This window comes from Candidatus Competibacter denitrificans Run_A_D11 (genome assembly GCF_001051235.1).
GTDB lineage: Bacteria > Pseudomonadota > Gammaproteobacteria > Competibacterales > Competibacteraceae > Competibacter_A > Competibacter_A denitrificans.
On sequence record NZ_CBTJ020000027.1, the window covers coordinates 49,524 to 75,189 of the forward strand.

A 25,666-nucleotide genomic window follows, 5' to 3' on the forward strand; every position below is an offset into this window, starting at 1 on the left:
GATTCCGCAAGCCACCCCAAAAACCGAACTCTCCTTCCTCAAAAAGAATAAGTAATTTTCAGGTATTCTGATGACTCAATATATCCCATCGGCGCGCATTTCGTGGACACCCGCCAGTTGGCGTGGCAAATCGGCTGCCCAACTTCCAGATTACCCAGACTCTGCGGCTTTAACCGAAGTCGAAGAGCGCCTGGCAGCCTCCCTGCCGCTCGTATTCGCCGGTGAAATCCGTGCCCTGCGTGAGCAGTTAGCCGAGGTCGCCGTCGGCCGGGCCTTTCTCCTGCAAGGCGGCGATTGCGCCGAGAGCTTCGCCCAGTTTAACGAGCCGGCCATCACCGACACCTTTCGGGTACTGCTGCAAATGGCGGTGGTGCTTACCTTCGCCGCTGCGTGTCCGGTGGTCAAGGTCGGGCGGATGGCTGGCCAGTTCGCCAAACCGCGCAGCTCGCCGACCGAAACGCAAGACGGCAGGGTCTTGCCAAGCTATCGGGGCGATATCGTTAACGGTCTGGATTTCACTGAGGCCGCACGCCGGCCTGAGCCGCGCCGGCAGCTACGGGCTTACGCCCAATCGGCGGCCACCTTGAATCTGCTGCGGGCGCTCGCGCAAGGCGGCTTTGCCGACTTGCATCGTGTTCAGCAGTGGAATCTCGATTTCCTGCACACTAATCCTCTGGGCGCGCGTTACCAGGAGCTGGCGGGCCGAATCAGTGAAACACTGGCCTTTATGCGGGCTTGCCGGTTGGATGCCGCCACCGATCCTCAAGTGCGTCAGGTACAATTTTACACCTCGCATGAAGCCTTGCTGCTGAATTATGAGCAAGCCCTGACCCGGCGCGATTCGACGACCGGCGCCTGGTACAGTGGATCAGCACATTTTCTGTGGATCGGCGAACGTACCCGTCAACTGGACGGTGCGCATGTGGAATTCGCGCGCGGAATCGCCAATCCCATTGGCGTCAAGCTAGGGCCAACCACCGATTCTGATACCTTGTTACGACTGTTGGATGCCTTGAATCCCACCGACCAACCAGGCCGCTTGACCCTGATCAGCCGGATGGGGGCGGATCGGATCGAGACGGCGCTGCCGCCGCTGATCCGAGCGGTCCAGCGGGAGGGTCGGCAGGTGGTATGGTCCTGCGATCCCATGCACGGTAATACGCTGGCAACCCGCACCGGCTATAAAACCCGGCCGTTCGCCCGGATTCTTGATGAGGTACGCGGTTTCTTTGCGATCCATCGAGCCGAGGGAAGCATACCCGGCGGTATGCATTTTGAGCTGACCGGCCAGGATGTCACCGAGTGCTTAGGGGGATCGCAAGCGATCACTGAAGAGGGATTAGCCGACCGTTACCACACCCAATGCGATCCGCGCTTGAATGCCTTACAAAGCCTGGAACTGGCATTCCTGATTGCAGAAACCTTGAAGGACTATCGCCGGGCGACGCAACGGGATCATAAGGTGGAAAACGGAGGCAGGGATACATGATCGATGCCACGCCACGCTTATTGCTAGTCATGCAAGCGGCCGATGCCAGCGCGGGTCGCTGTGATCACAAATTGCGCGCGCGCGGTTATCAACTCGATTACTGCTATCCGCAAGCCGGCCAACCCTTACCGGCGGATATGGAGCGCTACGCGGGCGCCATGATGTTCGGTGGCCCCATGAGCGCGAACGATGATCGCACGCGGCCGGGCATTCGGGCGCAACTGGACTGGATTCCCCGCGTGCTGGCGTCCGAACGGCCTTTTCTGGGGATTTGCCTAGGCGCTCAATTGCTGGCGCGCACCCTGGGCGCTACAGTCAAACCACATCCAGCCGGGCTGGCGGAAATTGGCTACTTCGCGGTCGATCCGACGCCGCCGGGCCAATCGCTCTTCGCCGAACCGCTCCATGTCTATCACTGGCATCGTGAGGGCTTCGAACTGCCCTCCGGGGCCGAGTTACTGGCAAGCGGCGAATGTTTTCCCCATCAAGCGTATCGTTACGGTAGCTATGCTGTCGGCGTGCAATTCCACCCCGAAGTCAACCGCCGCATCCTGGAAACGTGGCTGGTGGAGGGTGCCGATCAACTGGGTTTGCCGGGTGCCCAATCCGCCGCCGAACAACGAACCGGCCATGCCCGCCACGATGCGGCTTTAGATCAATGGACTGATGATTTTCTAGATGACTGGCTCGGCTCAAAGGGTGGGATTCGGTTTTAAGGCGGCGACCCTACTTATTGGCCTCGACGCAGTAGCAGCGTAGCTCCCGGCAGCCTGCCGCTTTAAGCGCAGCAAACGCTGCCATCTGCAACGATCTTGGCCAAGCTGACCCTCACAACTGTCGATCAGCTAAAAAATAGCGGCCTAAAAACTCATCAAACGGCAGCGTATCCGCCGCTTCGATTGCCCGTTGTTTTTGCCAGGATTGCGCCGCTGCCTCGGTAAAAAACTGCCTTCTTTCGCTCGCCAGTGGAACCGCTTGAAAATAGGCGCGGTGCTGCTCCGACAGTCGTCGGGTACAGCGGAAGAAATTTTCGCCACTGGCACGCATCTCTGCCAGGATTCGAGCCGATGGCGTCCGCTCCGGGTCGGCCAGCGTCTCGCGCTGTTCGGCTAGAGCCAGCGCATAACTGCCTCCTGGTTCGCCGCCATCGAGCAGATCACAGATCGCTGCTAACTGATCCAAGAGCCGCGCCCCCCACTGCCGTAACGGCAGATTCGGTTCGTGCCGACATTGCAGGATCAAGCGCGGATCGCGGCCGGAAAGAGCAACCGCCATCTGGTTATCGTCATTGATCCGTCGCTCTTCCGCATCCAGCGGTGGTGATTCATGCAACAGGCACAGCAGCAAAAATGCTTCCAAAAAGCGAAGTTGAGAACTGTTAGTGCCTAGCGGATCAAGCGGATTGAGATCAAGCGAGCGCAGTTCGACATATTGCACACCACGTCGTTGCAGCGCCAGAGAGGGTTTTTCGTTGTCTTGCGGCGGCTGCTTTGGCCGCATGGAGGTGTAATACTCGTTTTCGATTTGCAAGATATTGGCGTTGAGCTGACGGTACTCACCATCCACTTTGACGCCGATCTGTTGGTAAGCAGGCCAAGGGGTTACCGTCGCCTGGGTCAGGCTGGCGATATATTCTGCCAGCGAGTTGTAACAGACATTCACCCCACTTTTCTTTTCGGTACGGTTGGTATAACCGATATTGCTCATCCGCAGCGAGGTGGCGTAAGGGCCATAACAGGTATGGTCATCAAACTCAGGCAAGGCGGTCGATTTGCCGTCGAGAAACGACTTGCAAACCGCTGGCGAAGCCCCAAAGAGGTATAAAATCAACCAGCCAAACCGTTGCAGGTTGCGAATTAAGCCGAAATACGCTCCAGAGCGGAAATCCTGTAATGAACTCTGCTCCCGTTCGTGTGCCTGAAACGCCGCCCAAAAAATATCCGGCAAAGAAAAGTTGAAGTGAATCCCCGCGATGACTTGCATGATACGACCGTAGCGCCACGCCAGCCCTCGACGGTAGATGTGTTTCATCAGACCGAGATTGGAAGCGCCATATTCGGCGATGGGGATACTGGCTTCGCCCGCGACGATGCATGGCATACTGGCAGCCCACAACAACTCATCGCCAATGTGCTCATAAGCCAACCGATGGCACTCATCCAGAAAGCGCAGGGCTTCCTCGGCATTGGCCAACGGCGGAGTGATAAACTCCAACAAAGCTTCCGAATAATCGGTGGTGATGAACGGATGGGTTAAAGCCGCTCCCAGGGCGGGCGGATGCCGGATTTGTGAAATTTGGCCATCGGGTGCGACTCGCAGCGTTTCCCGTTCAAGGCCGAGCCGCCGGCCCTCGAACAAAGCGTGGGCATTCGCGCCTGCTAGCCACGTCAAACGCCGATCAAGCAGTGTGGACAAGGTATTTGGTCTCCCGGTGGATCGGCTTGCGCCGGAGCTGGAACGATCACAACCCAAATCAGCCCGCCCTCGGCATGGGTGGGAATTGGGGGGCATTGTAAATGAAAATCAATTCGGCAGATTCCGCAGAGAGGTCTGTATGAACGATGGTTTGCTCCTTGAGCCTCCGTCCGGCTGTATTCCCCTGATTCCAGTCCCTGAAAACCAAGCCGAGCATTGGCTACCAGAGCAAGATAGCCGTGTACGCGCCTGGCTCACCGCGACCGGTTTCAATATGAAACCTGGTCATTTCAGTTTGATACCAAGCACCGATGGCCGCTTGCAAGCAGTCGTCGCCTGGATCAAGAGCGCGGACGATCTCTGGGCTTTAGGCAATCTGTCGGATATGTTGCCGGCCGGCGACTATGCGCTTCATGCGGCTTTTACTGCAAAGCAACTGGAACGACTAACGCTGGGGTGGGCGCTGGGTGCGTACCGGTTTACCCGCTACAAAGAGACCAAACGGGCGGGCGCGCGGCTGGCTCTGAATCCCGCTTGTGATGCGCAACGCATCAGTCGGCAGCTAGCAGCGATCACCTTGGTGCGCGATCTGATCAACACGCCAGCGGAAGACATGATGCCGGCCCAGCTCGCTGAGGCGGCCGCGACGCTGGCACAACGCTTCGGCGCATCCATCGAGCAGATTGTGGGGGATGACCTGCTGGTCAGCAACTACCCACTGATTCACGCCGTCGGCCGCGCCAGTGTTCATGCGCCACGCTTGTTGGATCTACGCTGGGGCGATCCACAGCACCCTAAAATCACTCTGATCGGCAAGGGGGTTTGTTTTGATAGCGGCGGGCTTGATTTGAAACCCGCCAGTGCGATGCGCTTGATGAAGAAAGATATGGGCGGCGCGGCGACTGCGCTGGGATTAGCTCACTTGATCATGGATTCTGGTTTGCCCGTGCGCTTGCGGGTGTTGCTTGCGGCTGTGGACAATGCAGTCTCCGGCAATGCCTTCCGACCCGGCGATGTGCTGCGTTCCCGTCGGGGTTCGACCATTGAGGTCCACAATACCGATGCCGAGGGGCGGCTGATTCTATGCGATGCCCTGACCGAGGCGAGTAGCGAACAACCGGAAGTCCTCCTCGATTTTGCCACATTGACGGGTGCGGCACGGGTTGCGCTCGGCACTGAAATTCCAGCCATGTTCTGCAACGACGAGGCCCTGGCCTGCGGATTATTGGCGGCGGCAGCACAGGAACAAGATCCAATCTGGCGCCTGCCGTTTCATCAAGCGTACCGGGATCTGCTAGACAGCAAGATTGCCGATATCGCCAACGCCAGCGAATCATCCTATGCTGGCGCCATCACCGCAGCCTTGTTTCTAAAGGAATTTGTTGACGATAGCATCCCGTGGGCGCATTTCGATCTGATGGCATGGAATCTCAAAACGCAGCCAGGACGGCCCGAAGGTGGCGAGGCAATGGCCATGCGAGCAGCATTCGCTTGGCTAGAGCAACGTTATAGCGGCGGCTAGTCGCTCAAACCGATCCAGCGCCCTCCCTGGCGCGGCACAATGAAACGTCCTGAAAAAGGATAATCAGGCGACCGGGTGACGCAGTTGCGGATTCTGCACCGGGGGCTTGACTGAATAGTCATAGAAGCCCTTGTTGGTCTTGCGGCCCAGATAACCCAGTTGCACTAGACGGGTCAGCGTGTGCGGTGGCGACACATGAGGTTGATGCATATCTTGATAGATATTCATGGTCATGGCTTCCACCACATCCAAACCGATGTAATCGGCTAACTCAAACGGCCCCATGGGATGGCCAGCGCCCGATTTCATGGCGTGATCGATGTCGGCGATGGTGCCCGTTCCCATTTCCAGCAAGCGAATGGCACTGAGCATGTAAGGAGTCAGCAACCGGTTGACGATGAAGCCGGTGGTATCTTGTACGATCACCGGGTCTTTCTTCAGTTTCTTGCAGAACACGTCAAGGGTTTTGATCGTCTCGTCCGAGGTCTCGAAGGCATGGATGATCTCGACAAGTTTCATCACCGGAGCGGGATTGAAGAAATGCAGGCCGGCAACCCGACCCCGATGCTTGCAAACCGCCATCAGCGCCGTGACCGACAGCGTGGATGTGTTGGTCGTCAGTAATGCTTCCGGCGCAACGATGCCTTCCAGACGTTGGAACAGGGCTTTTTTAGTATCCAAATCTTCGATGATCGATTCGATGATCAGATCGCAGCCCGCAACGTCTTCTTCTTTGGTTGTGAACTGCAACAAACCGAGCGTGGAATCCTTTTGTTCGGCAGTCATCTTGCCGCGCTCGACCATCTTGGCAAGAGATTTATCCAAACCCGACCGAATTTTGTCGGTCGAACCTGGCGTCGCCTTGACGGCCACGGTGGCAATACCTGCCTGTGCGCACACTTGCGCCACGCCCAGACCCATAGCACCACAGCCCATAACACCGACTTTTTTGATTTCCATCGCTTATGCCTTATTGTGATAGTGTAATGACATATAGTTTCTCCGGCGGCCAAAACGCAAATCCGAATAAACCATCGATATTATATTGAATTCCGATAGTATCGGTTAAATTCATTATCAAGTATCGGCTGGGTTTGACCTGCGGTTCGATCAGCGATGCTTCAGATCGGGTGCCCGTTTACCGACGAACGCCTCCATCCCCTCTTTTTGGTCTTCGGTCGCAAACACTGCATGGAACGTCCGCCGTTCGAACAGCAACCCTTCGGCCAGACTGGTTTCCAACGCGCGGTTGATACATTCCTTGGTCATCATCACGGCGGGCAATGACATCCCAGCGATCAATTCAGCGGTCTTCATGGCTTCTTCAATTAACTCGGCTACCGGCACAATCCGGCTGACCAATCCGGCCCGTTCCGCTTCAACGGCATCCATCATTCGACCCGTTAAACACAGTTCCATCGCTTTCGATTTACCGACCAACCGAGTCAAGCGCTGGGTACCACCAGCACCGGGCAAAATACCGAGTTTGATTTCCGGCTGACCGAATTTGGCGGTGTCAGCGGCCAGAATAAAATCACACATCATGGCCAGTTCGCAGCCACCACCTAAAGCGTAGCCGGCCACCGCCGCAATCACCGGCTTACGGCAACGACTGGCCCGCTCCCAGTTGCGGGTGATGAAGTTGGCCTTATAGGCGTCCATGTAGGAATAATCCTTCATGCCTTTAATGTCGGCGCCAGCGGCAAAAACTTTTTCACCACCGGTGATAACGATAGCGCGCACGGCCTCGTTGGCTTCCACTCCATCCAGGGCTGCCGTCAATTCATCCATCAACTCGTTAGATAGAGCATTGAAAGCCTTGGGTCGGTTGAGCGTGATCAAAGCAACCGGCCCACGGATTTCGACGCGGATATTTTCATAATTCATGGCTTACACCTCCTTTGGTTTTGCGGTAAGGCTTCGTCTGGCATCAATGGGAGCAAGCGTATCAAAAAAATACACCCAGCAGCCATTCATCTTAAAGAAGCAGTATAAGTCAGATTGAAGCGGTTCAAAATGGACCGACCGGAAATCGACAAGTCAGCAAGCATTGCCGGCTAAAGGTGGCGGGAACCGCCTCCAGGCAACGATCAGACAGTACCCGCACAAAGGAGGTTAAAACGAGGAATTGCGTAGTGAAAAACCAAACGACCCAAAAACTATTCTACGGTCTGGCCAGGGCAAACCAGGAACAACTGATGCATCAACCACAAAAGACAGAATCTCTTTAATAAAGGGAATCAAGGCTTTTGTGGCAAGTCAAAATTCTTGATAGGAACCAATAACATATCTCCTATCCGAACTGTCTTGCTGTTTACCAAATCCCTTGCGTTAAGAAAAGAGGATTTGCTCGGCAGATGCTGTGCTGCCGGTTGAGTATTGATTTTAGGGGCTACGTTCTCATGGAGTGGGGGTTGCTGCGGCAACGGTTCCACGATCAAAAATTGCGCAGTCGGTAGCGGATTGGAAACTGAAGGAGGCAAATTCAGGGGCGCCGACTGTGACTCCACTTTCGGTGTTTCAAGCAGCACGCTGATGGATGAGGGCTTCTGGGGCGCTGGAATCCAATAAGATGCTACAGCCAAAATCAAGGCCAAGCCCAAAATGACGATCTGCTTACGGTGCAATTGAATGTTCATCTGTTTCACCTTCCTGGTCGCTAAGGCAAAGTTAAATGTGGCATTGCGACAAGCAATGAGTATATAGAGAGCAATATACATGCCAATATTACTCAGCGTTTTTTCGTACTATTCGGCCGCATAGAACACTTAAAAAGATTATTGATATATAAGATGCATTACTCAAAAATTAAATAATCATAGTTTAATTGAAACAATCATGCTACTTTTATTTTAAAGATACCCTTTTTTAGCCATAAACTCTAGCCAGCCAGGCTTAATGTTTTCAGGTCGTAATCCTTGTAATACCAAATCATATAGTCATTTTTGTAATATTAAAAATACAATCATAGTGTGCATTTTGGGCTGATCTAGCATCGCTATTTGATCAAAATTGATAGGACTAGCCAAATAGCTAATGAGGAGCAATAACCAGAACCAGGGATTTTATTCATTTATCTGATTAATATAATTTTTTTAAATCTTTAAGAGTTTTACTCAGACATCCCTGAAAGGGCTTATCGAATCTGATACGGTTCAATTTGGCCCAATACTCTATTTCGATCCATGGCTCTAAGATCGAAAAGCAGCAATTAGCGATCCATGCGTTTTGACATTCAACAAGAAAAATATCATAATTTTCTGTTCAATTTTTAAATCAATAGGGGTGATCCGTATGCCCCACCAACGCTAGAGGCTGGCCACTCGCACCATGAAACAAGATCCTATCAGCCCCTACTTCGACATCAAAACCGATGCTGAAGGCCAAGAGTACATGGAAGTTTATTTGGAAGGCATCGCTCTGTTGCGATTGGTTCTCAGCAATAAGGGCACCGCGTTCACCGAAGACGAGCGTGTGGCCTTGGGCTTGGATGGATTGCTACCTCCCCAGGTCAACACCTTGGAGCAGCAGGTCGAGCGGGTCTATCGGGGGTTTCTGCGCGAGCCAGATCCCATCGCTAAATACCAATATCTGCGTGCTCTACAAGAGCGGGCAGAAACCTTATTTTATGCCCTGTTGGAACGGCATCTCGAAGAAATGATGCCGATCATTTATACACCGACGGTCGGGCAAGCCGTACAGCAATTCAGTCACCTTTACCAAAATCCCCGAGGGCTGTCATTTTCACCGCTCAATATTGATCGAGCGTCCGGCGTCGTCCGTAACTTTCCCTGGAATGATGTGCGGATGATCGTCGCCACCGACTCCTCGGCGATTCTCGGTATCGGCGATCAAGGCTACGGTGGGTTGGCCATTGCGATTGGCAAACTGGCGATTTATACCATCGGCGGTGGCGTCAACCCGTTTCATACCATGCCGGTCAAGCTGGATGTAGGCACCGACCGGCTGGAACTGCTAAACGATGAGTTCTATCTTGGCGTGCGGCAGCGGCGTTTGCGGGGAGATCGCTATTTAGCTTTCCTCGATAAATTCGTTAAAGCGATTCATGAGCGCTGGCCGCGTGCCGTGATCCAGTGGGAAGATCTCTCCAAAGACGTGGCCTTCACGGTCCTGGAGCGTTATCGCAAACAGCTACCATCGTTCAACGACGATATTCAAGGCACTGGGGCGGTCGCGTTGGCCGGTGCGCTCTCGGCCAGTCGCCTGAAGGGTGAAACGCTGGCTGAGCAACGCTTCGTTATCCTCGGCGCCGGGGCCGGTGGCATTGGCGTCGCCTGGGCCATTACTCAAGGGCTGATTAGGGAAGGGCTGAGTGCCGAGGAAGCGCGGGATCGCGTTTGCGTGCTCGACTCAGGTGGCCTGCTGGTGGAGGGCCGTACTGTTGAACCGTATAAACAGCCCTTCCTGCAACCCCGTGAGAAAATTACCGGCTGGCAAATCGCTAACGATATCCCGACCTTACTGGAAACGATTGATTATACCAAAGCGACCGCTCTACTGGGCCTGAGCGGACAAGCCGGCTCCTTCAATCATCCTGTGGTGCAGGCTATGGCCCGCAATACGGTTCGGCCAATGATTTTCCCGTTATCTAACCCGACCTCGGCCTGTGAGGCCCTGCCGGAAGATATTCTAGATTGGAGCGAAGGCCGGGCCATCGTCGCTACCGGCAGTCCATTTCCAGATGTGGAGCGGGACGGTCGCTCTCACCCTATCGGCCAAGGTAATAATGCGTTTATTTTTCCAGGATTAGGTTTCGGGGCTATCCTTGCCGAGTGTCATGAGATAACGGATACCATGGTGTTGGAAGCCGCTTACGCCCTGGCCGAATACACCGCTGCCGCCCACTTGCGGGCTGGTCGGATTTACCCGCCCATTCGTGAATTGCGCGAAGTCAGCGTCCGGGTCGGTGCTCGAGTCATTGAGCAAGCGCTCAAGGACGGCGTATCAACCAGGACCGAATTGGCCGGACGTGATCTTGATACGTATCTGCGTTCTCGACTCTGGAAACCGCGCTATCTCCCCATCGTGCGGGGGGATCATACCGCGATGATCGATCACCCCGGATATCGCTAACCGGCAGGATGCAAACGCACCGCATCCGATGTCGGTTCAACAGGGTGTTGTTGTGGTGGCCATTAGCTCAAGGTTCCAGCACCAAGCGAAACCCTAAGTCGAATTTCCGATACTCCGGCGCGGCCGGGAACCGGTAGGCGAACCTGACCAAACCCGGATAATCGGACCAGGAACCCCCTCGCAGTACGCGCCGACCACCGACTAAGCTTGATACAGCACAGCGGGTTTCACCACCCGCATACGTGCCGTCGTATTCCGAGCAGGCCCATTCGGCGACATTGCCCAACATATCGTACAAACCAAATCCGTTGGCCGGGTATTTTCCGCCTGCCGCCACGATGGCTTGGCCATCCTCACAAGGAGCGTTGGCCCAGTTGAACGGCTTAGCCTGACGGGCCGTCTCGTCGTAGATATTGGCGTAACGGCACGCCTGCTTTGGATCATCGCCCCAAGGACGCGCCGCAGTCTTACCGCCGCGCGCGGCATATTCCCATTCTGCTTCAGTCGGCAATCGAAAACGAGCGCCGGTCTTCTCCGACAGCCAGGCGGCGTAGGCGACTGCTTCGTGCCAGTTGACCCGCACAACCGGCTGGTCAGCACGATTCAGCGCGGCTAAGTCATAGTTACCGCTCTCATGAGTGGAGTCAAAGCGGCCATACTGGCTGTTGGTCACCTCATATTTCCCAAGCCAGAATCCAGCGGGGCATACCTGATGAGGCAGCTCATTGGCGCTGCGATCCTTCTCAGTTTCAGCGCTGCCCATGGTAAAACAGCCTGATCCTACCCAGAGAAACTCAATCCCGCTCAGAGAATCGGTATAACTCTGGCCCGCCTGCGGATTGATTGGAGGCCCACTCTGAAGACGTTCGACTGGCGCCACCACCGGGGGCGGCACGGGCGGGATGATGGTGACAGGATTCGACTCCTTCGACACGCACGAGGACATTTTGGCTATGCCTGCCCCGATGACCAGTAAAGCCAGCAGCCCTACTCCCCAACGCCAGTCCGCCCAGGGCGGCTTCCTTTGCAGAGTAGAGGGTTCAGGCTGCGGTGGTGGCCTGGCCACGGTGATCGGGCGCGGCGGTTCACCCTGATGGCGTGGCTCTGGGCGTAGCGGTAATTCCAGTTTGATGGTTTGCTCATTGTCGGATGATGGCTCCAACGCTACCCGCAGTTTTGCGATACTTTGAAACCGTTCTTCGGGCCGAATCGCTATCGCCTGATCAATGGCATGCAACAAGATCGGGCTATACCGCCCACTTGCCGCCTCCACCGCCGGCATCAATGGATCGTCCAGTACACGAGCCGGTGCTTCGACTGGCTGTCTTCCGGTCACGCATTGATAGAGCACCGCGCCCAATGCATAAATATCAGTCCAAGGTCCATAACTCTTGCCATCAGCCAAATATTGTTCAATCGGTGAATAACCGATGGTGAACACACTGGTGACATTCTTGCTGCGCTGACCCAACGCCTGACGGGCAGCACCAAAGTCGATCAACATGGTGCGGCCATCTGAACGACAATAGAGATTCGCGGGCTTTACATCACGATGGAGATAACCTAAGCCATGCACCGCTTCCAGAGCGGGCAACACATCATCAAGGAAGCGGTGAATCTGCTCCTCCGGTAATGTCTTTTCGCGTTGCAGGATCTGACTGAGCGGTTCGCCATCCTCGTAATCCATGACAATATAAGCGGTGCCATTCGCCTGAAAAAAATCCTTTACCCGGACTACACTGGGATGATTAACCTGGGCAAGAATTCGGGCTTCGTTAAGAAACCGTTCCAGCCCCCAAGCGTAACAGGCGTCCTCACCCTCTTCCGAAGCGGGTAGATCGCCCTGCGTGTTAGCCAACACACTCACATCATCGCGATCCCGATAAGACCATTCGACTGGAAAATACTCTTTGATAGCGACCTGACTGCGCAAGGCTTCATGCAGTGCCCTATAGGTAATGCCGAAGCCACCAGCGCCCAACACCGCATCGATGCGGTAGTGGTGTAGGTGATAACCGATGGGTAGCGTGTTGGATTTCTTGGACATAGCGTGGATCACAGTCCTATCGACGCCGGTTCAGGCCCCAATCCAGGCCGAACCGTTAGGCGCTAGGGCCGACAATGTTTACGGCAGCTCTCGCACCACGCGAAAACCCAAAAAATAATCCCGGAAATCCGGTGGGCTACGATGCCGGTCGGCAGAACGGACATTGCGAGGTTCATCGTTCCAGGAACCGCCGCGCACCACGAATTGGCGCTCCCCAAGCGGCTCTTGGCAAGCCTGGGCGGGGGCCTCATAGCCTGGCGCGTAGAATGAACAGGTCCATTCGAGCACATTACCCAACATATCGTGCAAGCCGTAATCATTGTTGCGATAAGTGCCGACAGGCGCCGTATAAACCTGGCCGTCGCGGCAACGCATCTCCGTCCAGCCCACGAATATTTTCTTACCGTCCTGATCAGCGGCATTGGCATAAGCACACCCCTGGTCGGGATCATCTCCCCAATAACGGCTGGTCGAGGTGCCAGAGCGGGCTGCGTATTCCCACTCCGTTTCCGTCGGCAATCGATAGCGATAACCGGTTTGCTCGGATAACCAATCAGTAAACTCCTTGGCTTCACGCCAGCTTATATTGATCACCGGCCGACGATCTCGCCCCCAGCCTTTGTCACTGATTGGCGGACGGCCGGTCGCGGTCGTAAAGCGATCATATTCGGCAAACATTACTTCGTACTTACCGATGGCAAAGGCTTTGCCAATCCGCGCTGTATGTTGTTGCTCGTCCTCATAGCGACCCTTCTCGCCAGAGGGTGAACCCATCTCAAAGCCACCGGCGGGGATCACCACCAATTCCGGGCCTTGTGAACCATCGCGGAGCCGATCCCGGATCACCCGATTAGGCGGATTCAAGCGAGTCAACGCCGCTTCGGCATCAGCCCGATGGACACAGGCTTCCGCACAACGTTCGAGATAAGCCCAGTAAGCCTTGCGTGTATTGGCACGTCGTGCGGCCGCGAATGCGTCTGTATCGGCTTGCCGTACCCGGTCGGTTACCTCAGCCTGTTTGAACTTGGCGGTTACGCTGGCCAGTTCGGGGAGTTCCGGTTCAATGGCGCTCGCTTTCTTCAACTCCTGCCACGCTCCAGCCAAATCACCTTTATTGGCGCTTGCCTGAGCGCGAGCCACCCAAGCTAATGCCAAGCGGCGTTGCCCACTGGCAACAAAAGGCTCACCGGGTGCTAGGCGCGCAAGGGCGTTCAAACGCTCGCGCGCTTCCTCGCCACGATCTTCGCGATTTTCCTGCTCGAACGCCCGCACTAAGGTTTCGAAATCCGCCTTCAAGACATCAACCTTTTCCTCATGTTGTATATTTTGTATCGCACTCCGTGCCTCCTTTTCAAAACCACAATTCGGACAGCGCTGCAAATACAACTGATAAGCAACTGGGGTGTCCATCCGTTTAGCGGACTCGAATGCCTTAAGATCGGCTTCACGGTCGGCCTCTTGCAGCAATACCGTCAAACCCGCCCCCGATGTTTGCTCTGGCGACTTGGTTGGATCAGCGCGAGGACCGGTTTGCGCTGGCTGCTTCAAGCTGGCTTCACCACCCCCCCGCTGAACCGCCCAGTAAGCACCCAGTACCCCCACGACGAGCGCCATCAAGGCAGCCACCGAGAGCCAAACTCGTGACTTAGATCTGCCCCCACCCTTTTCCCGTGTGGCTGAGCGCTGAGCTTGGTCCAAGTCATCCATAAACTTACCGGCTTCAGTCGGGCAAATCTCGCTCGGATAAGCCAGTCCGCGCCGCAGGACTCGCCAAGCCTCAGCAGTCAACCCAGGCGGTATCCGGTCCACAGCCTGGTTTTTCGCCTCATGGGCACCTCGCCCGGTCAACATTTGAAAAACCAACAGCGCCAAAGCAAACACGTCGCGACGGAACGCAGTGTCGGTGGCAACCCCATCAATAAAGCCGTCAGTGCTCATTTCAGCACCGGGTTCCATGGCATCGGCTAAAATGCCGCGCGGCCCTACGACTTCAGCGGCTACGCCAAACCCGGCTAGCTTGATCGTCCCCTGGTTTGTCAGCAAAATCGCTTCGGCATCAAGACCCTGATGCGCCAAGCGATGCTCCTGACGCGCATAATCCAGCGCAGCCGCGACGGGTTTTAACCATTTCAAAACCACATCCCAATGTGACCCCTGCGAGCCGCGCTCGCGCAGCAATTGCGCCAACGTTTGGCCCTGCTGATGGTCAACATATTCCATTTCCGCGAACGGCCAGTTATCAGTTCCATGCCACCATCCATAAACCGCGACGATAGTCGGGTGCTCCAGCTTCGTGGCTTGTTCTACCCGACTACGTGCTTTGGCAAGATAAGTCCGCCACCCGACCACGCCCGCCCGCTGCGAGCGCTCCTCACGAGCGGGATCACGCGGGCCAGGCACATAGCCAGGGGGCAAAAACAGTTTCACGGCTCGAAAGTCATCCCCACTGCCTTTGACTCGTCCGGCCTCGCCAGTCACAGCCAGTACCAGCCAGACCCGCCGCCTGCTATCTAAATCACGCAATAAGCGGACACGATGCTCAGACGGCCCAATCACCATACCGGGTGCCAGGGTCGCCAAACCGTTTTTATCTACCAGCGTATCTGCCTCAGATCGCGCCGATTCAGCGGCCGACTCACTGCTTGCCGCCAATTCGCGTAACAGCTCTTCCCGGCGGCGCTGCCATTCGGCCTCGTCGATCTCGCCAGCCGCGCGCGCGCGCGCAAGCTCTTCAACTCGCGATTCAATATCCATACGTCATGAAATTCCCGGAAGATCGTAAAAATTTGTTTGAACAACAGCCACAGAACACATTATCGTCTAGTCTAGCAGAAGGAGAGTAATGGCCCAGCCACCCTCGCCAAACGCTTTTATCGGACGATCTGCTCTCCGCCTGTGCCGAAACAGGACCCAAGGCCAACCCATGGCTTGCAAGCCAAAAGGTTTTTCAGCACCCATGATCCGGTCAATCTTGCTGTGAAGCGCATGGACACCCCAGAACCATTGCCGGCCCCGCTTGAGGTCCGCCTCGAAGTCGCCGTCCGTTCCCTGCGTTCACCGACCCAGCGTGGCCGGCGCGACAATCAGGACAACTATTTGGTAGTGAATGGCCAAGGACAGTGCCGCTTCCTTAGTGATCAGCAAGAAACCCAGCGCCAGTTACCCGACTGGCCCCCTGGCCATTGGCGGGTTGCCGTGCTGGATGGCATGGGTGGCCATAGCCACGGTCGGGAAGCAGCAGAACGCGCTGTCGCTGGCTTGCTCGCTTTACCGGTAGCCACTGATCTCGACCAACTCTCCGATGCCCTGGATGCTTTGCACCATCAGCTTTATGAGGAGTTCCAAAGGGCGGGGCTTGAGACCGGCTGTACTTTGATCCTGTTGGAAATACCACCGGATGGCCCTGCCTTGCTGTTTCATGTTGGTGATTCCCGCGTCTACGCCATCAACTCGGAGCAAGTGGAATGCCTGACCGTTGATCATGTGCCAGCCACCCACCTCGCCCTCCTTGGGTTGGTGGACAATATCCGCTGGTTTCAACAAGTTCATGTCCGACCGAATTCTCAGATCAGCCAGGCATTTATCCTGGGCAGTACCTTGGGCGTACCGAGCCTGGATGTGAAACCGCTTGATGCAACGCTTTTCGAGTTGCACGATGGTAATTTACCGCTTTTTTTGCGCGGACTGGGTGACCGTCGCCTGCTGCCGCTCCAGTCGGGCTGGATTTACCTGCTGGCCAGCGATGGTCTTTGGCATCTGAGTAACCCACAGGCGTTTATCCGGCGCTGGCCGATCTTATTAGGTGAATCGCCACACTCGCTCGAAGAGATGTTAGATGTACTGTTCGTGGAGTTGGCCAACTATATACGCCATCAGCAAAGCCAACCCGACGACAATTGCACGGTTATCCTCTTGCGTGTCCCTGACACGTCGCCACCGTCACCAGTGCCACAGTCAACTACTCAAGGGAACAGCCACGCTTGAAAATCAGGCATATTCTGCTGCTGTTGGCAGCCGTGCTGGCCATCGCGTTCATGCAGCCACTGGTCACCTTTTTGGGCGGACTAACCCTGCTCCTCGGTGTGGGAAGCGTTATCTTTCGCGATCTACCACCGGCAAGCCAGAATGCAGTGGAACACCGGGTGCTTGGGTGGTTACGCCGCGCCCGCACCGCTGATCCCCTGCCGATAGCCGACGAAAAAAGCGGGGTCGGCCGGAAGCTGATGGTGGATCAAGCGGATGCGAGCATACTGGCGCAAACCTTTCGACGCAGCCGCGCCAAACCAGTGGTTCGCAACGCACCGTCGGATGCGACCAGCAAAGGCGCCAACGAAGAGACGCCATCACCCTCGAATGTTTGATGCTTAAATCCATGCAACCCAAACGCCCGCCCCTATCTTCATGATCCAGACGGGCGCCATTACGGATAGGCTCAGCGACTGACGCTGAATGGCGACGCTCAGGCCATTAGCCCTTGGCGTGCCACATGGCGCAAAATTGTGTAAACCTCATCCTTCAAATGCAGGCGGCGCTTCTTTAGGGTCTCCGTGTAGGCATCGGAAGGGGTTTCGATTTGCAGTTCTATCCGTTCTACCTCATCGTTCACCGTATGATACTCGTCATAGAGTCCGGCAAACTTCGGGTCGGCGGCTTTCAACTCGGCGATCCGATCCTTGTATTCGGGAAATTCGTGAAATAGATCGTGGCTCTCTCCAAGCATCGCAAGGAACTCCTCAGCAGTGTTATGGTTTTATTTCAGCCAGATGACAACGACATGGTAGGCAAGTATAACAAGCAACCCAGCCCATCATCACCCTGATGCACCATGTCCATGCGGCACCGCCAAACCCACCATGCGGCTACCGTCTCGCGGGCAGATCCGGTGCTATAAACCCGCAGTGCGGGCGTGCTATGCTTTTCACACCCATGACGTTCAAGCAAGCTCACTTATCGAGTAGAGGACTACAGACCATGAACCGCAAATCCGCTGTGACCATCGCTTTACTGGCCATTTCGCTCCTGCTGGGCGGCAGCCTCAGTGCTTGCAATACCGTCAAGGGTGCCGGCCAAGATATGAAATCAGCCGGTAAGGCCATTGAGAAAAAGGCAGAAACCGAAAAGACCTACTAACTTCATCCGCACCGCTTATTCCGTGCTTATCGGTGCGGTGCCGACTACGACGAACAGTTTCGGCACCGCCCAACTCTCATCCGTTATCAGCCCGCTTCGCGGCAAAATTGAATTAAGCCCAAGGTGGACGCATCATGTCCGGCCGCTGCCTGAGTTCCCTTAAGCTCTGGCAGAATGGCGTTAGCCAATTGCTTGCCTAGCTCCACCCCCCATTGATCGAAGGAATTGATGTTCCAAATGACGCCTTGCACGAACACCTTATGCTCGTAAAGGGCGACCAGCGACCCCAAGACCTGTGGCGTCAGGCGACGATAGAACAAGCTGGTGCTGGGGCGGTTACCGGCAAAGACTTTGTAAGGCAACAGCTTCTCTAGCGCCTCCCCGCTCAAGCCCTGCTTTGCCAATTCAGCGCGCGCCTGCGCTTCGGTCTTGCCGACCATCAAGGCTTCGGCTTGGGCCAGACAATTGGCCAGCAAAATCGCGTGATGCTCGCCAATCGGGTTGGGACTTTGGGCCGGTGCCAGAAAATCGGCCGGCACCAGATGGGTTCCCTGATGCAGTAACTGGTAAAAGGCATGTTGGCCGTTATTACCCAACCCGCCCCAAATAATCGGCCCGGTGTTGACCTTGACCGCCTGACCATCACGGTCGATGGACTTGCCATTGCTCTCCATGTCCAACTGTTGCAGATAATCCGGCAACGAGCGCAAGTAATCATCGTAAACCAGCATCACCTGGCTATCGGCGCCGAAAAAGTCGATATACCAGGCACCCAGTAGCGCCAGAATCACCGGCAAATTGTCCGTCAGCGGCGCGGTGCGGAAGTGCTCGTCCATCGCATGAGCGCCTTCCAATAGCTCAAGAAAATGGTCCATGCCCAGATAGACGATGATCGGCAGGCCGATAGCCGACCACAAAGAATAGCGCCCGCCGACCCAATCCCAAAAACCGAACATGTTGGCGGTATCAATGCCAAACCGGCTGACCCCTTCGGCATTGGTGGACACCGCGACGAAATGCCTGGCCACCGCCGACTCATCGCCCAATTCCTTGATCAGCCAAGCACGGGCAGTGTGGGCGTTGGTCATGGTCTCCTGGGTGGTGAAGGTCTTGGAGGCGACGATGAACAGCGTGCTCTCCGGGTCGCACTCGGCCAGGACATGGCTGATGTGGGCACCGTCCACATTGGAGACGAAATGCATCCGCAAGGTCGGATCGGCGTAAGGTTGCAGCGCTTGGCAAATCATCTTTGGCCCCAGATCGGAGCCACCGATGCCGATATTCACCACATCACGGATGCGCTTGCCGGTATGGCCGCGCCACTTGCCGCGCCGGATCTGGTCGGCGAACTTGCGGGCATGTTCCAGCACCTCGTTCACCTCCGGCATGACATCCTTACCCTTGACCCGTACCGGGCGGTCGCTGCGATTACGCAGCGCGGTATGCAGCACGGCCCGCTGTTCGGTATGGTTGATCATTTCGCCTTCGAACATTCGCGCAATCCAGGCCGGCAGTTGCGCCTGGTTAGCCAGTTCAATCAGTAGATCGAACGTTTCTCCGGTAATGCGATGTTTGGAAAAATCGACCAACAAATCACCGAACCGCCGGGAAAATCGGTTAAAGCGTTCGGGGTCTGCGGCGAATAAATCGCGCAGGTGCTGGTCGGCGATAGCAGCATGATGGGCTTTAAGTTGTTGCCAGACCGGCAGATTGCTGGGAACGGACATGGACAGTTTCCTTATCGAGTTGTGCAAACGCTGGCGAAACCGGACGAGCGCTGGCTATAGATACTGCGACGCTGACCGAGATGTCGGCCACGTCGGCGGCCTCTAGCCGCAGCTCTGGAATTACTATAGTTTCCGGCGGGGTAGCTGTCGAATTCTGGCCGATTTTGCACGCTGGGCCAGTCCTGGCGACAGGAAATTTCTGCATTGGGCAGATTCCAAAGCACACAGATGGCCTCGCAAGGGTTTAGAATGCTTCATAATGACTCTCGCCTTACGTTCAACCTGAGCGACGTGATGCCATGAACGACGCGACCGAACTTGAGTCCTCCCTTGCGGGCACCATCGATTTCTTCCAGAACGTGCGCCGCAAATTGGGCGCGCTCGAAGCGGCGACCGACAGCCAACAGACTCTATTGCAGACTGTCACCACAACAGTAGCTGCTTGCGAGCAAGGTCAACAAACCGACCGGCGCGCGCTAGCGGTTCTCGCCGACACGTTTGGGGTACAAACTGAACGGCTGACGGCCCTACAAGCCGATATTCGCCTCGTGGATGAGCAACTTGCACGCCTGGCAAGCGAGCTGGAAAGCCAGCGGCAAACTATGGCGGAGGCGGGTCCACTGCGGCAAGAGTTACAAAAGCATCAAGATCGGCTGAAACACTTAGATACTCTGATTACCAAGCTGTCGGCCGATACCAGCTCAACCCGCCAAATCCTCAACGTCTTGCAAGCTGATTTGGCAACTCAAAGTGATGCATTGCGCGAATTGGATCAAACATGGCGCGAAGGGTTGGCAAGCTATCAGGACCGCTTGAGCGAACTCGAAAGGATTGCTGCCGAATCAAAGACCATCACCCCAACTCCGATGGCAGAAGAGGCAATGGTCGATGCCGCTGCTGAGGAATCGCCCTTCCTCACTCCACCGGACTCGCCCTTCCTCGTCGCCATACCCACAGAAGCTAGCGCACCTCCAGCGCCGCAGCCCACCACTCAAGGGCAGATTGACCAACTTGCTAGCGCGTTCAGCGTCGCTCAAGAAGAGCAGCAAGCACTGCACGACTGCATGACTGCTACCCTCGCCGCTGACCAGGAGGAAAAGCAGAAAATCCACGACCAGCTCGCTGCGGCACATGATCGGCAGCAGGCGCTTGATGAGCAATTCGCCCTTCTGCAAACCGCACTGACAAGCCAGCAGGACGCTTTGGCCGATCTGCGAGCGACTCTCACCGAACAACTGGCGGCGCAACAGCAACACATCAGCGCGCTGGCCACCGCCATGGACTCCTCAGATGAGCCGGCTATCGCCAGTCTAGAAACCGACCTGCTAGCCTTACGGGAAACCGTAAACCACAACGCCGAACAACTGATTCGCATACAAGACGCGCTTGGCGAACAGCTACAAGACCAGCGGCAACGCCTCGATCAGCTAGATACCGCGCTCAATAGCCTATCGCACGCCGCACCGCCAACGTTGGCGGCAGATCTGCAACCGCTCCACGCGGCTTTGGCTGAGCAAGCCGACGCCTTGGAGCAACTACGCCAAGACACACAACAGCAATTCACCACATTGACGGCCACCACGGGCAATCAGGCCCAAGAGATCCGGCAAACGGCTGACCGCACGGCGGAACTTCAGGAGCAAATGACCGATCTCCTGGAGCAATTTGCGGCACTTCCCACCCCCGCAGATCGCCCCGCAGCACAGAACGCTGAGGTCAACCTGCACGACTTCCAGCAAAATCTCGACGTTCTACAGGGCACCGTTGCCGCGCTGGATACCCGTTTAGCCGGACAAGCGCAAGCCTTCAGCAGCAATTTCGAGCAATTTCAGGGCCTCAATACCGAACTCGCTGAACTCCGGCAACAGCTTGCCAAGCTGGAATCAGCACGACGGCCGGGAGTTATCGAGCAAGTGTTGGCAGCCCAAGGCCAAGAGATCAGCCAACTGGGTGAGGCCTTGCAGCAAATCAAACGAGACCAGCCCGAATTCACCGAGACCGCGCCAGACAGCCAAGATGCCAAAATCACGGCGCTGGAAGAGCAATTCAATCGGTACAATGCCCAGCAGGCGGATTTGGCGGCCCATCTGGAAGCGACGCGGGCCAACAGCAAAGTCATTCAGGAAAAAGTGCTGACCTTGGCAACCAATGTCGCGCAACGCATTCACGAATTCCAAAATCAATTGCTGGCCGCCAAAACCGATCAAGGCACACAGATTCAGACCATTGAGCAAAAACTGATCACCTTGCAGGCCACCGTCGAAGCGTTGGAAACCCAGCGCAAGACGCGCCGCTGGTTTAGTATGCCGGCGAGTTTAACGACGGTCTTGGTCATCGTTGGCGCGGTATTACTGGCGGTTTTTAACCGGATCATCATGTAACCGGATCAACGGGCCGCTGCTGCCGATTCGAGCCAGCCTGGCGTGGGCGCTTGCATCCGATAAGATGAGGATTGGGTCGGCGCCTACCCAGATCAGCGCGTGATGACGGTGGTGGCTACCCAGTCCGGCACGGGAGCAAGCAACTTGATAACCGCTTGCTTGCTCCAATCGCTTCCGTCCGTTCACTCCGATACCGCCCGCATTCCCGTATCGTCGTATCGGTTACCTATCCCTGTGATGGAGGTCGTCGCAGATGAACGAATTTGATTTATCCCGCCAAACGCCGTTTGGCGTGGACTTCAGCGTCGCGGAATTCGCCGACAACCCGGAACCACGCTGTCCTTGCGTGCTGCTGCTGGACAACTCTTGGTCGATGAGCGGACAACCCATCACCGAACTTAACGAAGGTCTTGCGACGTTCAAGGAAGAGCTAATGGCCGATAGCCTCGCCGCCAAGCGCGTCGAAATCGCTATCGTCAGCTTTGGCCCGGTCCAAGTGGTCAATGAGTTTCAGACCGCCGACCGCTTCGCCCCGCCGCATTTGACCGCCCAAAAAGATACCCCCATGGGCTTGGCCATCAGCAAAGGTCTGGAGCTTCTCAACCAGCGTAAAACGCTCTATCGGGAACACGGGATTCCATTTTTCCGGCCGTGGGTGTTTCTCATCACCGACGGCACCCCGACCGACGATTGGAAGCCTGCCGCCAGTCAGATTCGACAAGGCGAGGACAGCCGTGCATTCGCCTTTTTTGCAGTCGGGGTAGAAGGCGCCAACCTGGATATCTTGCAGCAAATTTCGCTGCGCCAGCCGCTGCGCTTACGCGGGCTACGGTTCCGTGAGCTGTTTCAGTGGCTCTCCAACTCCATGCGCTCGGTCTCGCGTTCGGTACCGGGGACAGAGGTTCCGCTGATCAATCCCACCCAACCCGACGGTTGGGCGTCGGTATGACGGCGCCGGGTAACTGGCGCTACGTTTACGCCAGTGTCCCCGGCGTGGCTCACCTCAGCGACGGGAGCGAATGCCAGGATGCCTGCGCCGTGCGTCCGCTATCGGGCGCGGGCACCGACTCCCTGTTACTCCTGGTTGTCGCCGATGGTGCCGGTAGTGCCGCGCGCGGAGGCACGGGGGCCGAACTGGCCTGTGAGACTTTCTTGCGCGAGTGTGAGCTGCGCTTACCGGGGATCACACCGGCAAACTGGACACCGGCCCTGGCTGAAACCTTATTAGAACGGGTACGCGCGGCTCTAGCGCAAGAGGCAGCCACTGCCGAAGTGCCCATCCGGGATTTCGCGTGCACCCTGCTGGGTGCGGCCGTCGCTGCTGACCATGCACTGGTCTTGCAGATCGGTGATGGGGCCATCGTCATCGGTGCGGACGAGTATTACCGGCCGGTCTTCTGGCCGCAGACGGGCCAATACGTCAACGAAACCCGCTTCGTGACCGACTCTGATGCGGCCGTCCATCTGGAATGCGTCGTCCTAGCAGAAACCGTCGCGGAAATCGCCTTGCTGACCGATGGGCTACAAACGCTGGCACTGCACTATCAGCATCAGCAAGCGCATACCCCGTTCTTCCGGCCGATGTTCCATCAATTGCGCGCTCAGACGGAACCCGGCTCCTCAGAGCTGTTGACCAACGCATTGGCGCGTTTCCTGGCCAGCCCGGCAGTCAACGAGCGCACACACGATGATAAGACGTTGATTTTAGCTACCCGCTTGTCACCGCTTACCCCTGGCATTGCGCCGACCATGACGGCTGACACCCCCGCCGTCACTCACATGACCAGCGACCCTGATCCCGATTCCGCCGCGTCTGGACGAGAAGACAGCGGTGACGCGGCTTCATAGCGGCAACGGGCAGTGGATCGAGCCGGGTAACGCGCTGGGGCGTGGTGGTGAAGGCACGGTCCACGAGTTGCCTGGTCGGCCCGGTTTTGTCGCCAAAATCTATCACCAGCCAGTCGAGCCGGGCAAAGCCCAAAAGCTCGAAGGCATGGCCCGTCACGCGCATCCGGGCCTGCTGGAAATCGCCACCTGGCCGGTGGATGTGCTGCGTACCCGCCCGGACGGCCCGCTGGTCGGTTTCGTGATGGCCAGGGTCAACGGCTATCACGAAATCCACAGCCTGTACGGCCCTTCGCATCGCAAACGCACCTTCCCACACGCCGACTGGTCGTTTCTGGTTCATGCTGCGCGTAATCTTGCCAGTGCATTCGAAACCATCCATGCGCGGGGTCATGTCATCGGCGACGTAAATCCCGGTAATGTGGTGGTTTCGGCCCAAGCCCTGGTGAAAATGATCGATTGCGACTCGTTTCAGATTGATACCGGCGACCGCCTGTTTCTGTGCGATGTCGGGGTTCCGCAATTTACGCCACCGGAACTGCAAGATCAGTCTTTTCACGGCCTGCGGCGAACAACTCACCACGATACGTTCGGCTTAGCCCTGTTATGTTTTCATCTGCTGTTCATGGGCCGTCACCCTTTCGCCGGCCGCTACCGGGGTAAGGGTGATATGCCTATCGAACGGGCGATCAAGGAATATCGATTCGCCTTCGGCTCGCGCGCCACCGGTCGTGCGATGGAGCCGCCACCAAACACGCTGCCGCTTGAAGCGCTACCCCAACCCATCGCCCAGTTGTTCGAACGGGCCTTTACCTCATCGGCACCGGCCCCAGGCCGGCCGACCGCCCGCGAGTGGCGCACAGCACTGGAGCGGCTCAACCGCGAGTTGCGTGTCTGTACCCGCAACATCGCCCACAAATATCCGGCACACACCACAACATGTCCATGGTGCGCGCTTGAACAGGCCAGCGGAACCCGCTTTTTTGGGTCGGCCGCGCGCCCCGCACCGGCCCATCCCACGACCGGCTCTCGAGATTTTCAGATCGATGCCGTTTGGAGCCGAATTCTCGCGGTCACGCCGCCTCCCAACGAAGCGATGCCGCACCCGACGGCACAAACCCCCATCACGCCAACACCGCTATCGGAACCACTCAACCGAGCGCGACGGACCAATCTCAGTAAAACGGTGGCTATTGCCGGGGCTGTCTTGCTGGTGACCCTGGCACGACCGAATCTGATTTGGCTGTGGCTGCTGCTCGGTTTAGCCATCTGGCCGTTTACCCAGGATAAAGTTATTCACCGTGAACGCCAGCGACGCCGACTCGCCTTGCTGGCCGCACGCCGCGAACTGACCGATTTGCAGGTCGCCTGGCGGCAACGGGCAACCGATGAAGCGTTCATGCGCAAGCTGCGGGATTTGCAGGGCTTGCGGGAGCGTTACCACAATCTGGCGGCAGCGCTAGAGAAAGATTTACGCCGGTTGGAAACCGACCAGCGCCAGATTCAGTTGCAAACCTTTTTGGAAAACCAATTTATCGATGCTGCCCAGATTCGCGGCATTGGTGTCACCGACCGCATGGCGCTCGCCTCCTATGGCATCGAAACCGCTGCTGACGTGAATGCAACCGCCCTCGCCGCCGTCCCCGGCTTTGGGCAGCGCCTCGGCCAACAGCGCGCGGCGGCGTTACTCGCCTGGCGCCAGGCGCTCGAACAGGGTTTCCGCCACGATCCACGGCAAAGCGTTGATCCGAACGTCATCGCCGATCTACAACAACACTCTGCTCGCCAGCGGTCGGCTATCGAGCGAGACCTGCTGGCAGGTCCAGAAGAACTGACTACTATTAAGACGGATATTCTCAAGCAACGCGCCCAACTTAACATAGCCTTGATCCGTCAAGCGATGCAGGAAGCGCAAGCCCAGGCCGACCTACGAGTCTTTGGCTCCAACGGTCTGGCGCTGCTCGTTACCCGGTGGCGCAATCGTATTTAGGCGAACTAGGCAAGCCGGAGGGCCCG

At 56.6% G+C, this 25,666-nt stretch carries 20 protein-coding genes; 11 read left to right on the forward strand and 9 right to left on the reverse strand.

What is annotated here, in order from left to right:
• The first annotated feature begins 70 nt into the window (after positions 1-70).
• Positions 71-1,489: a class II 3-deoxy-7-phosphoheptulonate synthase gene (locus BN873_RS05105; RefSeq protein WP_048671297.1), complete on the forward strand. Its 1,419-nt coding sequence runs from the start codon at positions 71-73 to the stop codon at positions 1,487-1,489.
• Positions 1,486-2,205 (forward strand): glutamine amidotransferase-related protein, encoded by a 720-nt coding sequence (locus BN873_RS05110; RefSeq protein WP_048671298.1) that lies wholly within the window; start codon positions 1,486-1,488, stop codon positions 2,203-2,205. The genes BN873_RS05105 and BN873_RS05110 overlap by 4 nt, the downstream gene beginning before the upstream one ends.
• A 112-nt stretch (positions 2,206-2,317) precedes the next feature.
• Here the strand turns inward: BN873_RS05110 and gshA are convergent, their stop codons facing one another.
• Entirely contained in the window at positions 2,318-3,904 is a 1,587-nt protein-coding gene (gshA, locus tag BN873_RS05115; RefSeq protein ID WP_048671300.1) for a glutamate--cysteine ligase, read from the reverse strand.
• Positions 3,905-4,043: 139 nt separating this feature from the next.
• On the opposite strand from gshA, the gene BN873_RS05120 reads away from it, so the two are divergent.
• Complete coding sequence (locus BN873_RS05120) at positions 4,044-5,426, forward strand: leucyl aminopeptidase family protein (RefSeq protein ID WP_048671301.1); 1,383 nt, start codon at positions 4,044-4,046, stop codon at positions 5,424-5,426.
• A 63-nt stretch (positions 5,427-5,489) separates the two neighbouring features.
• On the opposite strand, the gene BN873_RS05125 is transcribed toward BN873_RS05120, so the two are convergent.
• From BN873_RS05125 to BN873_RS05135, 3 genes are all read right to left on the reverse strand, one after another.
• Positions 5,490-6,386, reverse strand: a complete 897-nt coding sequence (locus BN873_RS05125; RefSeq protein WP_048671304.1) for a 3-hydroxyacyl-CoA dehydrogenase family protein — start codon at positions 6,384-6,386, stop codon at positions 5,490-5,492.
• Between the two features lie 150 nt (positions 6,387-6,536).
• Positions 6,537-7,313 carry an enoyl-CoA hydratase gene (locus tag BN873_RS05130; RefSeq protein WP_048671306.1) on the reverse strand — a complete coding sequence of 259 codons (777 nt, stop codon included), beginning with the start codon at positions 7,311-7,313 and terminating at the stop codon, positions 6,537-6,539.
• Positions 7,314-7,666: 353 nt separating this feature from the next.
• Positions 7,667-8,146 carry a hypothetical protein gene (locus tag BN873_RS05135; RefSeq protein WP_048671308.1) on the reverse strand — a complete coding sequence of 160 codons (480 nt, stop codon included), beginning with the start codon at positions 8,144-8,146 and terminating at the stop codon, positions 7,667-7,669.
• 610 nt (positions 8,147-8,756) lie between these two features.
• On the opposite strand from BN873_RS05135, the gene BN873_RS05140 reads away from it, so the two are divergent.
• Complete coding sequence (locus tag BN873_RS05140; RefSeq protein ID WP_048671309.1) at positions 8,757-10,520, forward strand: NAD-dependent malic enzyme; 1,764 nt, start codon at positions 8,757-8,759, stop codon at positions 10,518-10,520.
• 67 nt (positions 10,521-10,587) lie between these two features.
• Here the strand turns inward: BN873_RS05140 and BN873_RS05145 are convergent, their stop codons facing one another.
• Together BN873_RS05145 and BN873_RS05150 are read right to left on the reverse strand one after the other, a co-directional pair.
• Entirely contained in the window at positions 10,588-12,567 is a 1,980-nt protein-coding gene (locus tag BN873_RS05145; RefSeq protein WP_048671312.1) for a bifunctional serine/threonine-protein kinase/formylglycine-generating enzyme family protein, read from the reverse strand.
• A gap of 78 nt (positions 12,568-12,645) precedes the next feature.
• Complete coding sequence (locus tag BN873_RS05150; RefSeq protein ID WP_048671314.1) at positions 12,646-15,321, reverse strand: SUMF1/EgtB/PvdO family nonheme iron enzyme; 2,676 nt, start codon at positions 15,319-15,321, stop codon at positions 12,646-12,648.
• A 174-nt stretch (positions 15,322-15,495) separates the two neighbouring features.
• Between BN873_RS05150 and BN873_RS05155 the strand changes: the two genes are divergently transcribed.
• Both BN873_RS05155 and BN873_RS05160 read left to right on the forward strand, forming a co-directional pair.
• Positions 15,496-16,551 (forward strand): PP2C family protein-serine/threonine phosphatase, encoded by a 1,056-nt coding sequence (locus BN873_RS05155; RefSeq protein ID WP_048671316.1) that lies wholly within the window; start codon positions 15,496-15,498, stop codon positions 16,549-16,551.
• Positions 16,548-16,928 carry a hypothetical protein gene (locus tag BN873_RS05160; protein WP_048671318.1) on the forward strand — a complete coding sequence of 127 codons (381 nt, stop codon included), beginning with the start codon at positions 16,548-16,550 and terminating at the stop codon, positions 16,926-16,928. Before BN873_RS05155 ends, BN873_RS05160 begins: the two co-directional genes overlap by 4 nt.
• Positions 16,929-17,026: 98 nt before the next feature.
• Here the strand turns inward: BN873_RS05160 and BN873_RS05165 are convergent, their stop codons facing one another.
• Positions 17,027-17,287 carry an HP1242/YdcH family protein gene (locus BN873_RS05165; RefSeq protein ID WP_048671320.1) on the reverse strand — a complete coding sequence of 87 codons (261 nt, stop codon included), beginning with the start codon at positions 17,285-17,287 and terminating at the stop codon, positions 17,027-17,029.
• Positions 17,288-17,538: 251 nt separating this feature from the next.
• On the opposite strand from BN873_RS05165, the gene BN873_RS19050 reads away from it, so the two are divergent.
• Positions 17,539-17,697: an entericidin A/B family lipoprotein gene (locus tag BN873_RS19050; RefSeq protein ID WP_071244009.1), complete on the forward strand. Its 159-nt coding sequence runs from the start codon at positions 17,539-17,541 to the stop codon at positions 17,695-17,697.
• Between the two features lie 86 nt (positions 17,698-17,783).
• Here BN873_RS19050 and pgi read toward each other — a convergent pair whose 3' ends face one another.
• Positions 17,784-19,424: a glucose-6-phosphate isomerase gene (gene pgi / locus BN873_RS05170; RefSeq protein WP_048671322.1), complete on the reverse strand. Its 1,641-nt coding sequence runs from the start codon at positions 19,422-19,424 to the stop codon at positions 17,784-17,786.
• Positions 19,384-19,629 carry a hypothetical protein gene (locus BN873_RS20320; RefSeq protein ID WP_171820419.1) on the reverse strand — a complete coding sequence of 82 codons (246 nt, stop codon included), beginning with the start codon at positions 19,627-19,629 and terminating at the stop codon, positions 19,384-19,386. Before BN873_RS20320 ends, pgi begins: the two co-directional genes overlap by 41 nt.
• 94 nt (positions 19,630-19,723) lie before the next feature.
• Here BN873_RS20320 and BN873_RS05175 point away from each other — a divergent pair, with 94 nt between their 5' ends.
• From BN873_RS05175 to BN873_RS05190, 4 genes are all read left to right on the forward strand, one after another.
• Positions 19,724-21,805, forward strand: a complete 2,082-nt coding sequence (locus BN873_RS05175) for a coiled-coil domain-containing protein (RefSeq protein ID WP_048671324.1) — start codon at positions 19,724-19,726, stop codon at positions 21,803-21,805.
• A 253-nt stretch (positions 21,806-22,058) separates the two neighbouring features.
• On the forward strand, positions 22,059-22,754 hold the full coding sequence (locus tag BN873_RS05180; protein ID WP_048671326.1) for a vWA domain-containing protein: 696 nt from the start codon (positions 22,059-22,061) through the stop codon (positions 22,752-22,754).
• Entirely contained in the window at positions 22,751-23,653 is a 903-nt protein-coding gene (locus BN873_RS05185) for a PP2C family serine/threonine-protein phosphatase (RefSeq protein ID WP_048671328.1), read from the forward strand. The genes BN873_RS05180 and BN873_RS05185 overlap by 4 nt, the downstream gene beginning before the upstream one ends.
• Positions 23,637-25,640, forward strand: coding sequence for a helix-hairpin-helix domain-containing protein (locus tag BN873_RS05190; protein ID WP_048671330.1), 2,004 nt, complete (start codon positions 23,637-23,639; stop codon positions 25,638-25,640). The genes BN873_RS05185 and BN873_RS05190 overlap by 17 nt, the downstream gene beginning before the upstream one ends.
• Positions 25,641-25,666: the final 26 nt, after the last annotated feature.

What these genes read in the sequence shown, in the direction of transcription:
- BN873_RS05105 (WP_048671297.1), top strand. Translation starts at nt 71, where the DNA reads ATGACTCAATATATCCCATCGGCGCGCATTTCGTGGACACCCGCCAGT.
- BN873_RS05110 (WP_048671298.1), top strand. Translation starts at nt 1,486, where the DNA reads ATGATCGATGCCACGCCACGCTTATTGCTAGTCATGCAAGCGGCCGAT.
- BN873_RS05120 (WP_048671301.1), top strand. Translation starts at nt 4,044, where the DNA reads ATGAACGATGGTTTGCTCCTTGAGCCTCCGTCCGGCTGTATTCCCCTG.
- BN873_RS05125 (WP_048671304.1), bottom strand. Translation starts at nt 6,386, where the DNA reads ATGGAAATCAAAAAAGTCGGTGTTATGGGCTGTGGTGCTATGGGTCTG.
- BN873_RS05130 (WP_048671306.1), bottom strand. Translation starts at nt 7,313, where the DNA reads ATGAATTATGAAAATATCCGCGTCGAAATCCGTGGGCCGGTTGCTTTG.
- BN873_RS05135 (WP_048671308.1), bottom strand. Translation starts at nt 8,146, where the DNA reads ATGTATATTGCTCTCTATATACTCATTGCTTGTCGCAATGCCACATTT.
- BN873_RS05140 (WP_048671309.1), top strand. Translation starts at nt 8,757, where the DNA reads ATGAAACAAGATCCTATCAGCCCCTACTTCGACATCAAAACCGATGCT.
- BN873_RS05145 (WP_048671312.1), bottom strand. Translation starts at nt 12,567, where the DNA reads ATGTCCAAGAAATCCAACACGCTACCCATCGGTTATCACCTACACCAC.
- BN873_RS05150 (WP_048671314.1), bottom strand. Translation starts at nt 15,321, where the DNA reads ATGGATATTGAATCGCGAGTTGAAGAGCTTGCGCGCGCGCGCGCGGCT.
- BN873_RS05165 (WP_048671320.1), bottom strand. Translation starts at nt 17,287, where the DNA reads ATGCTTGGAGAGAGCCACGATCTATTTCACGAATTTCCCGAATACAAG.
- BN873_RS19050 (WP_071244009.1), top strand. Translation starts at nt 17,539, where the DNA reads ATGAACCGCAAATCCGCTGTGACCATCGCTTTACTGGCCATTTCGCTC.
- pgi (WP_048671322.1), bottom strand. Translation starts at nt 19,424, where the DNA reads ATGTCCGTTCCCAGCAATCTGCCGGTCTGGCAACAACTTAAAGCCCAT.
- BN873_RS20320 (WP_171820419.1), bottom strand. Translation starts at nt 19,629, where the DNA reads ATGCAGAAATTTCCTGTCGCCAGGACTGGCCCAGCGTGCAAAATCGGC.
- BN873_RS05175 (WP_048671324.1), top strand. Translation starts at nt 19,724, where the DNA reads ATGAACGACGCGACCGAACTTGAGTCCTCCCTTGCGGGCACCATCGAT.
- BN873_RS05180 (WP_048671326.1), top strand. Translation starts at nt 22,059, where the DNA reads ATGAACGAATTTGATTTATCCCGCCAAACGCCGTTTGGCGTGGACTTC.
- BN873_RS05185 (WP_048671328.1), top strand. Translation starts at nt 22,751, where the DNA reads ATGACGGCGCCGGGTAACTGGCGCTACGTTTACGCCAGTGTCCCCGGC.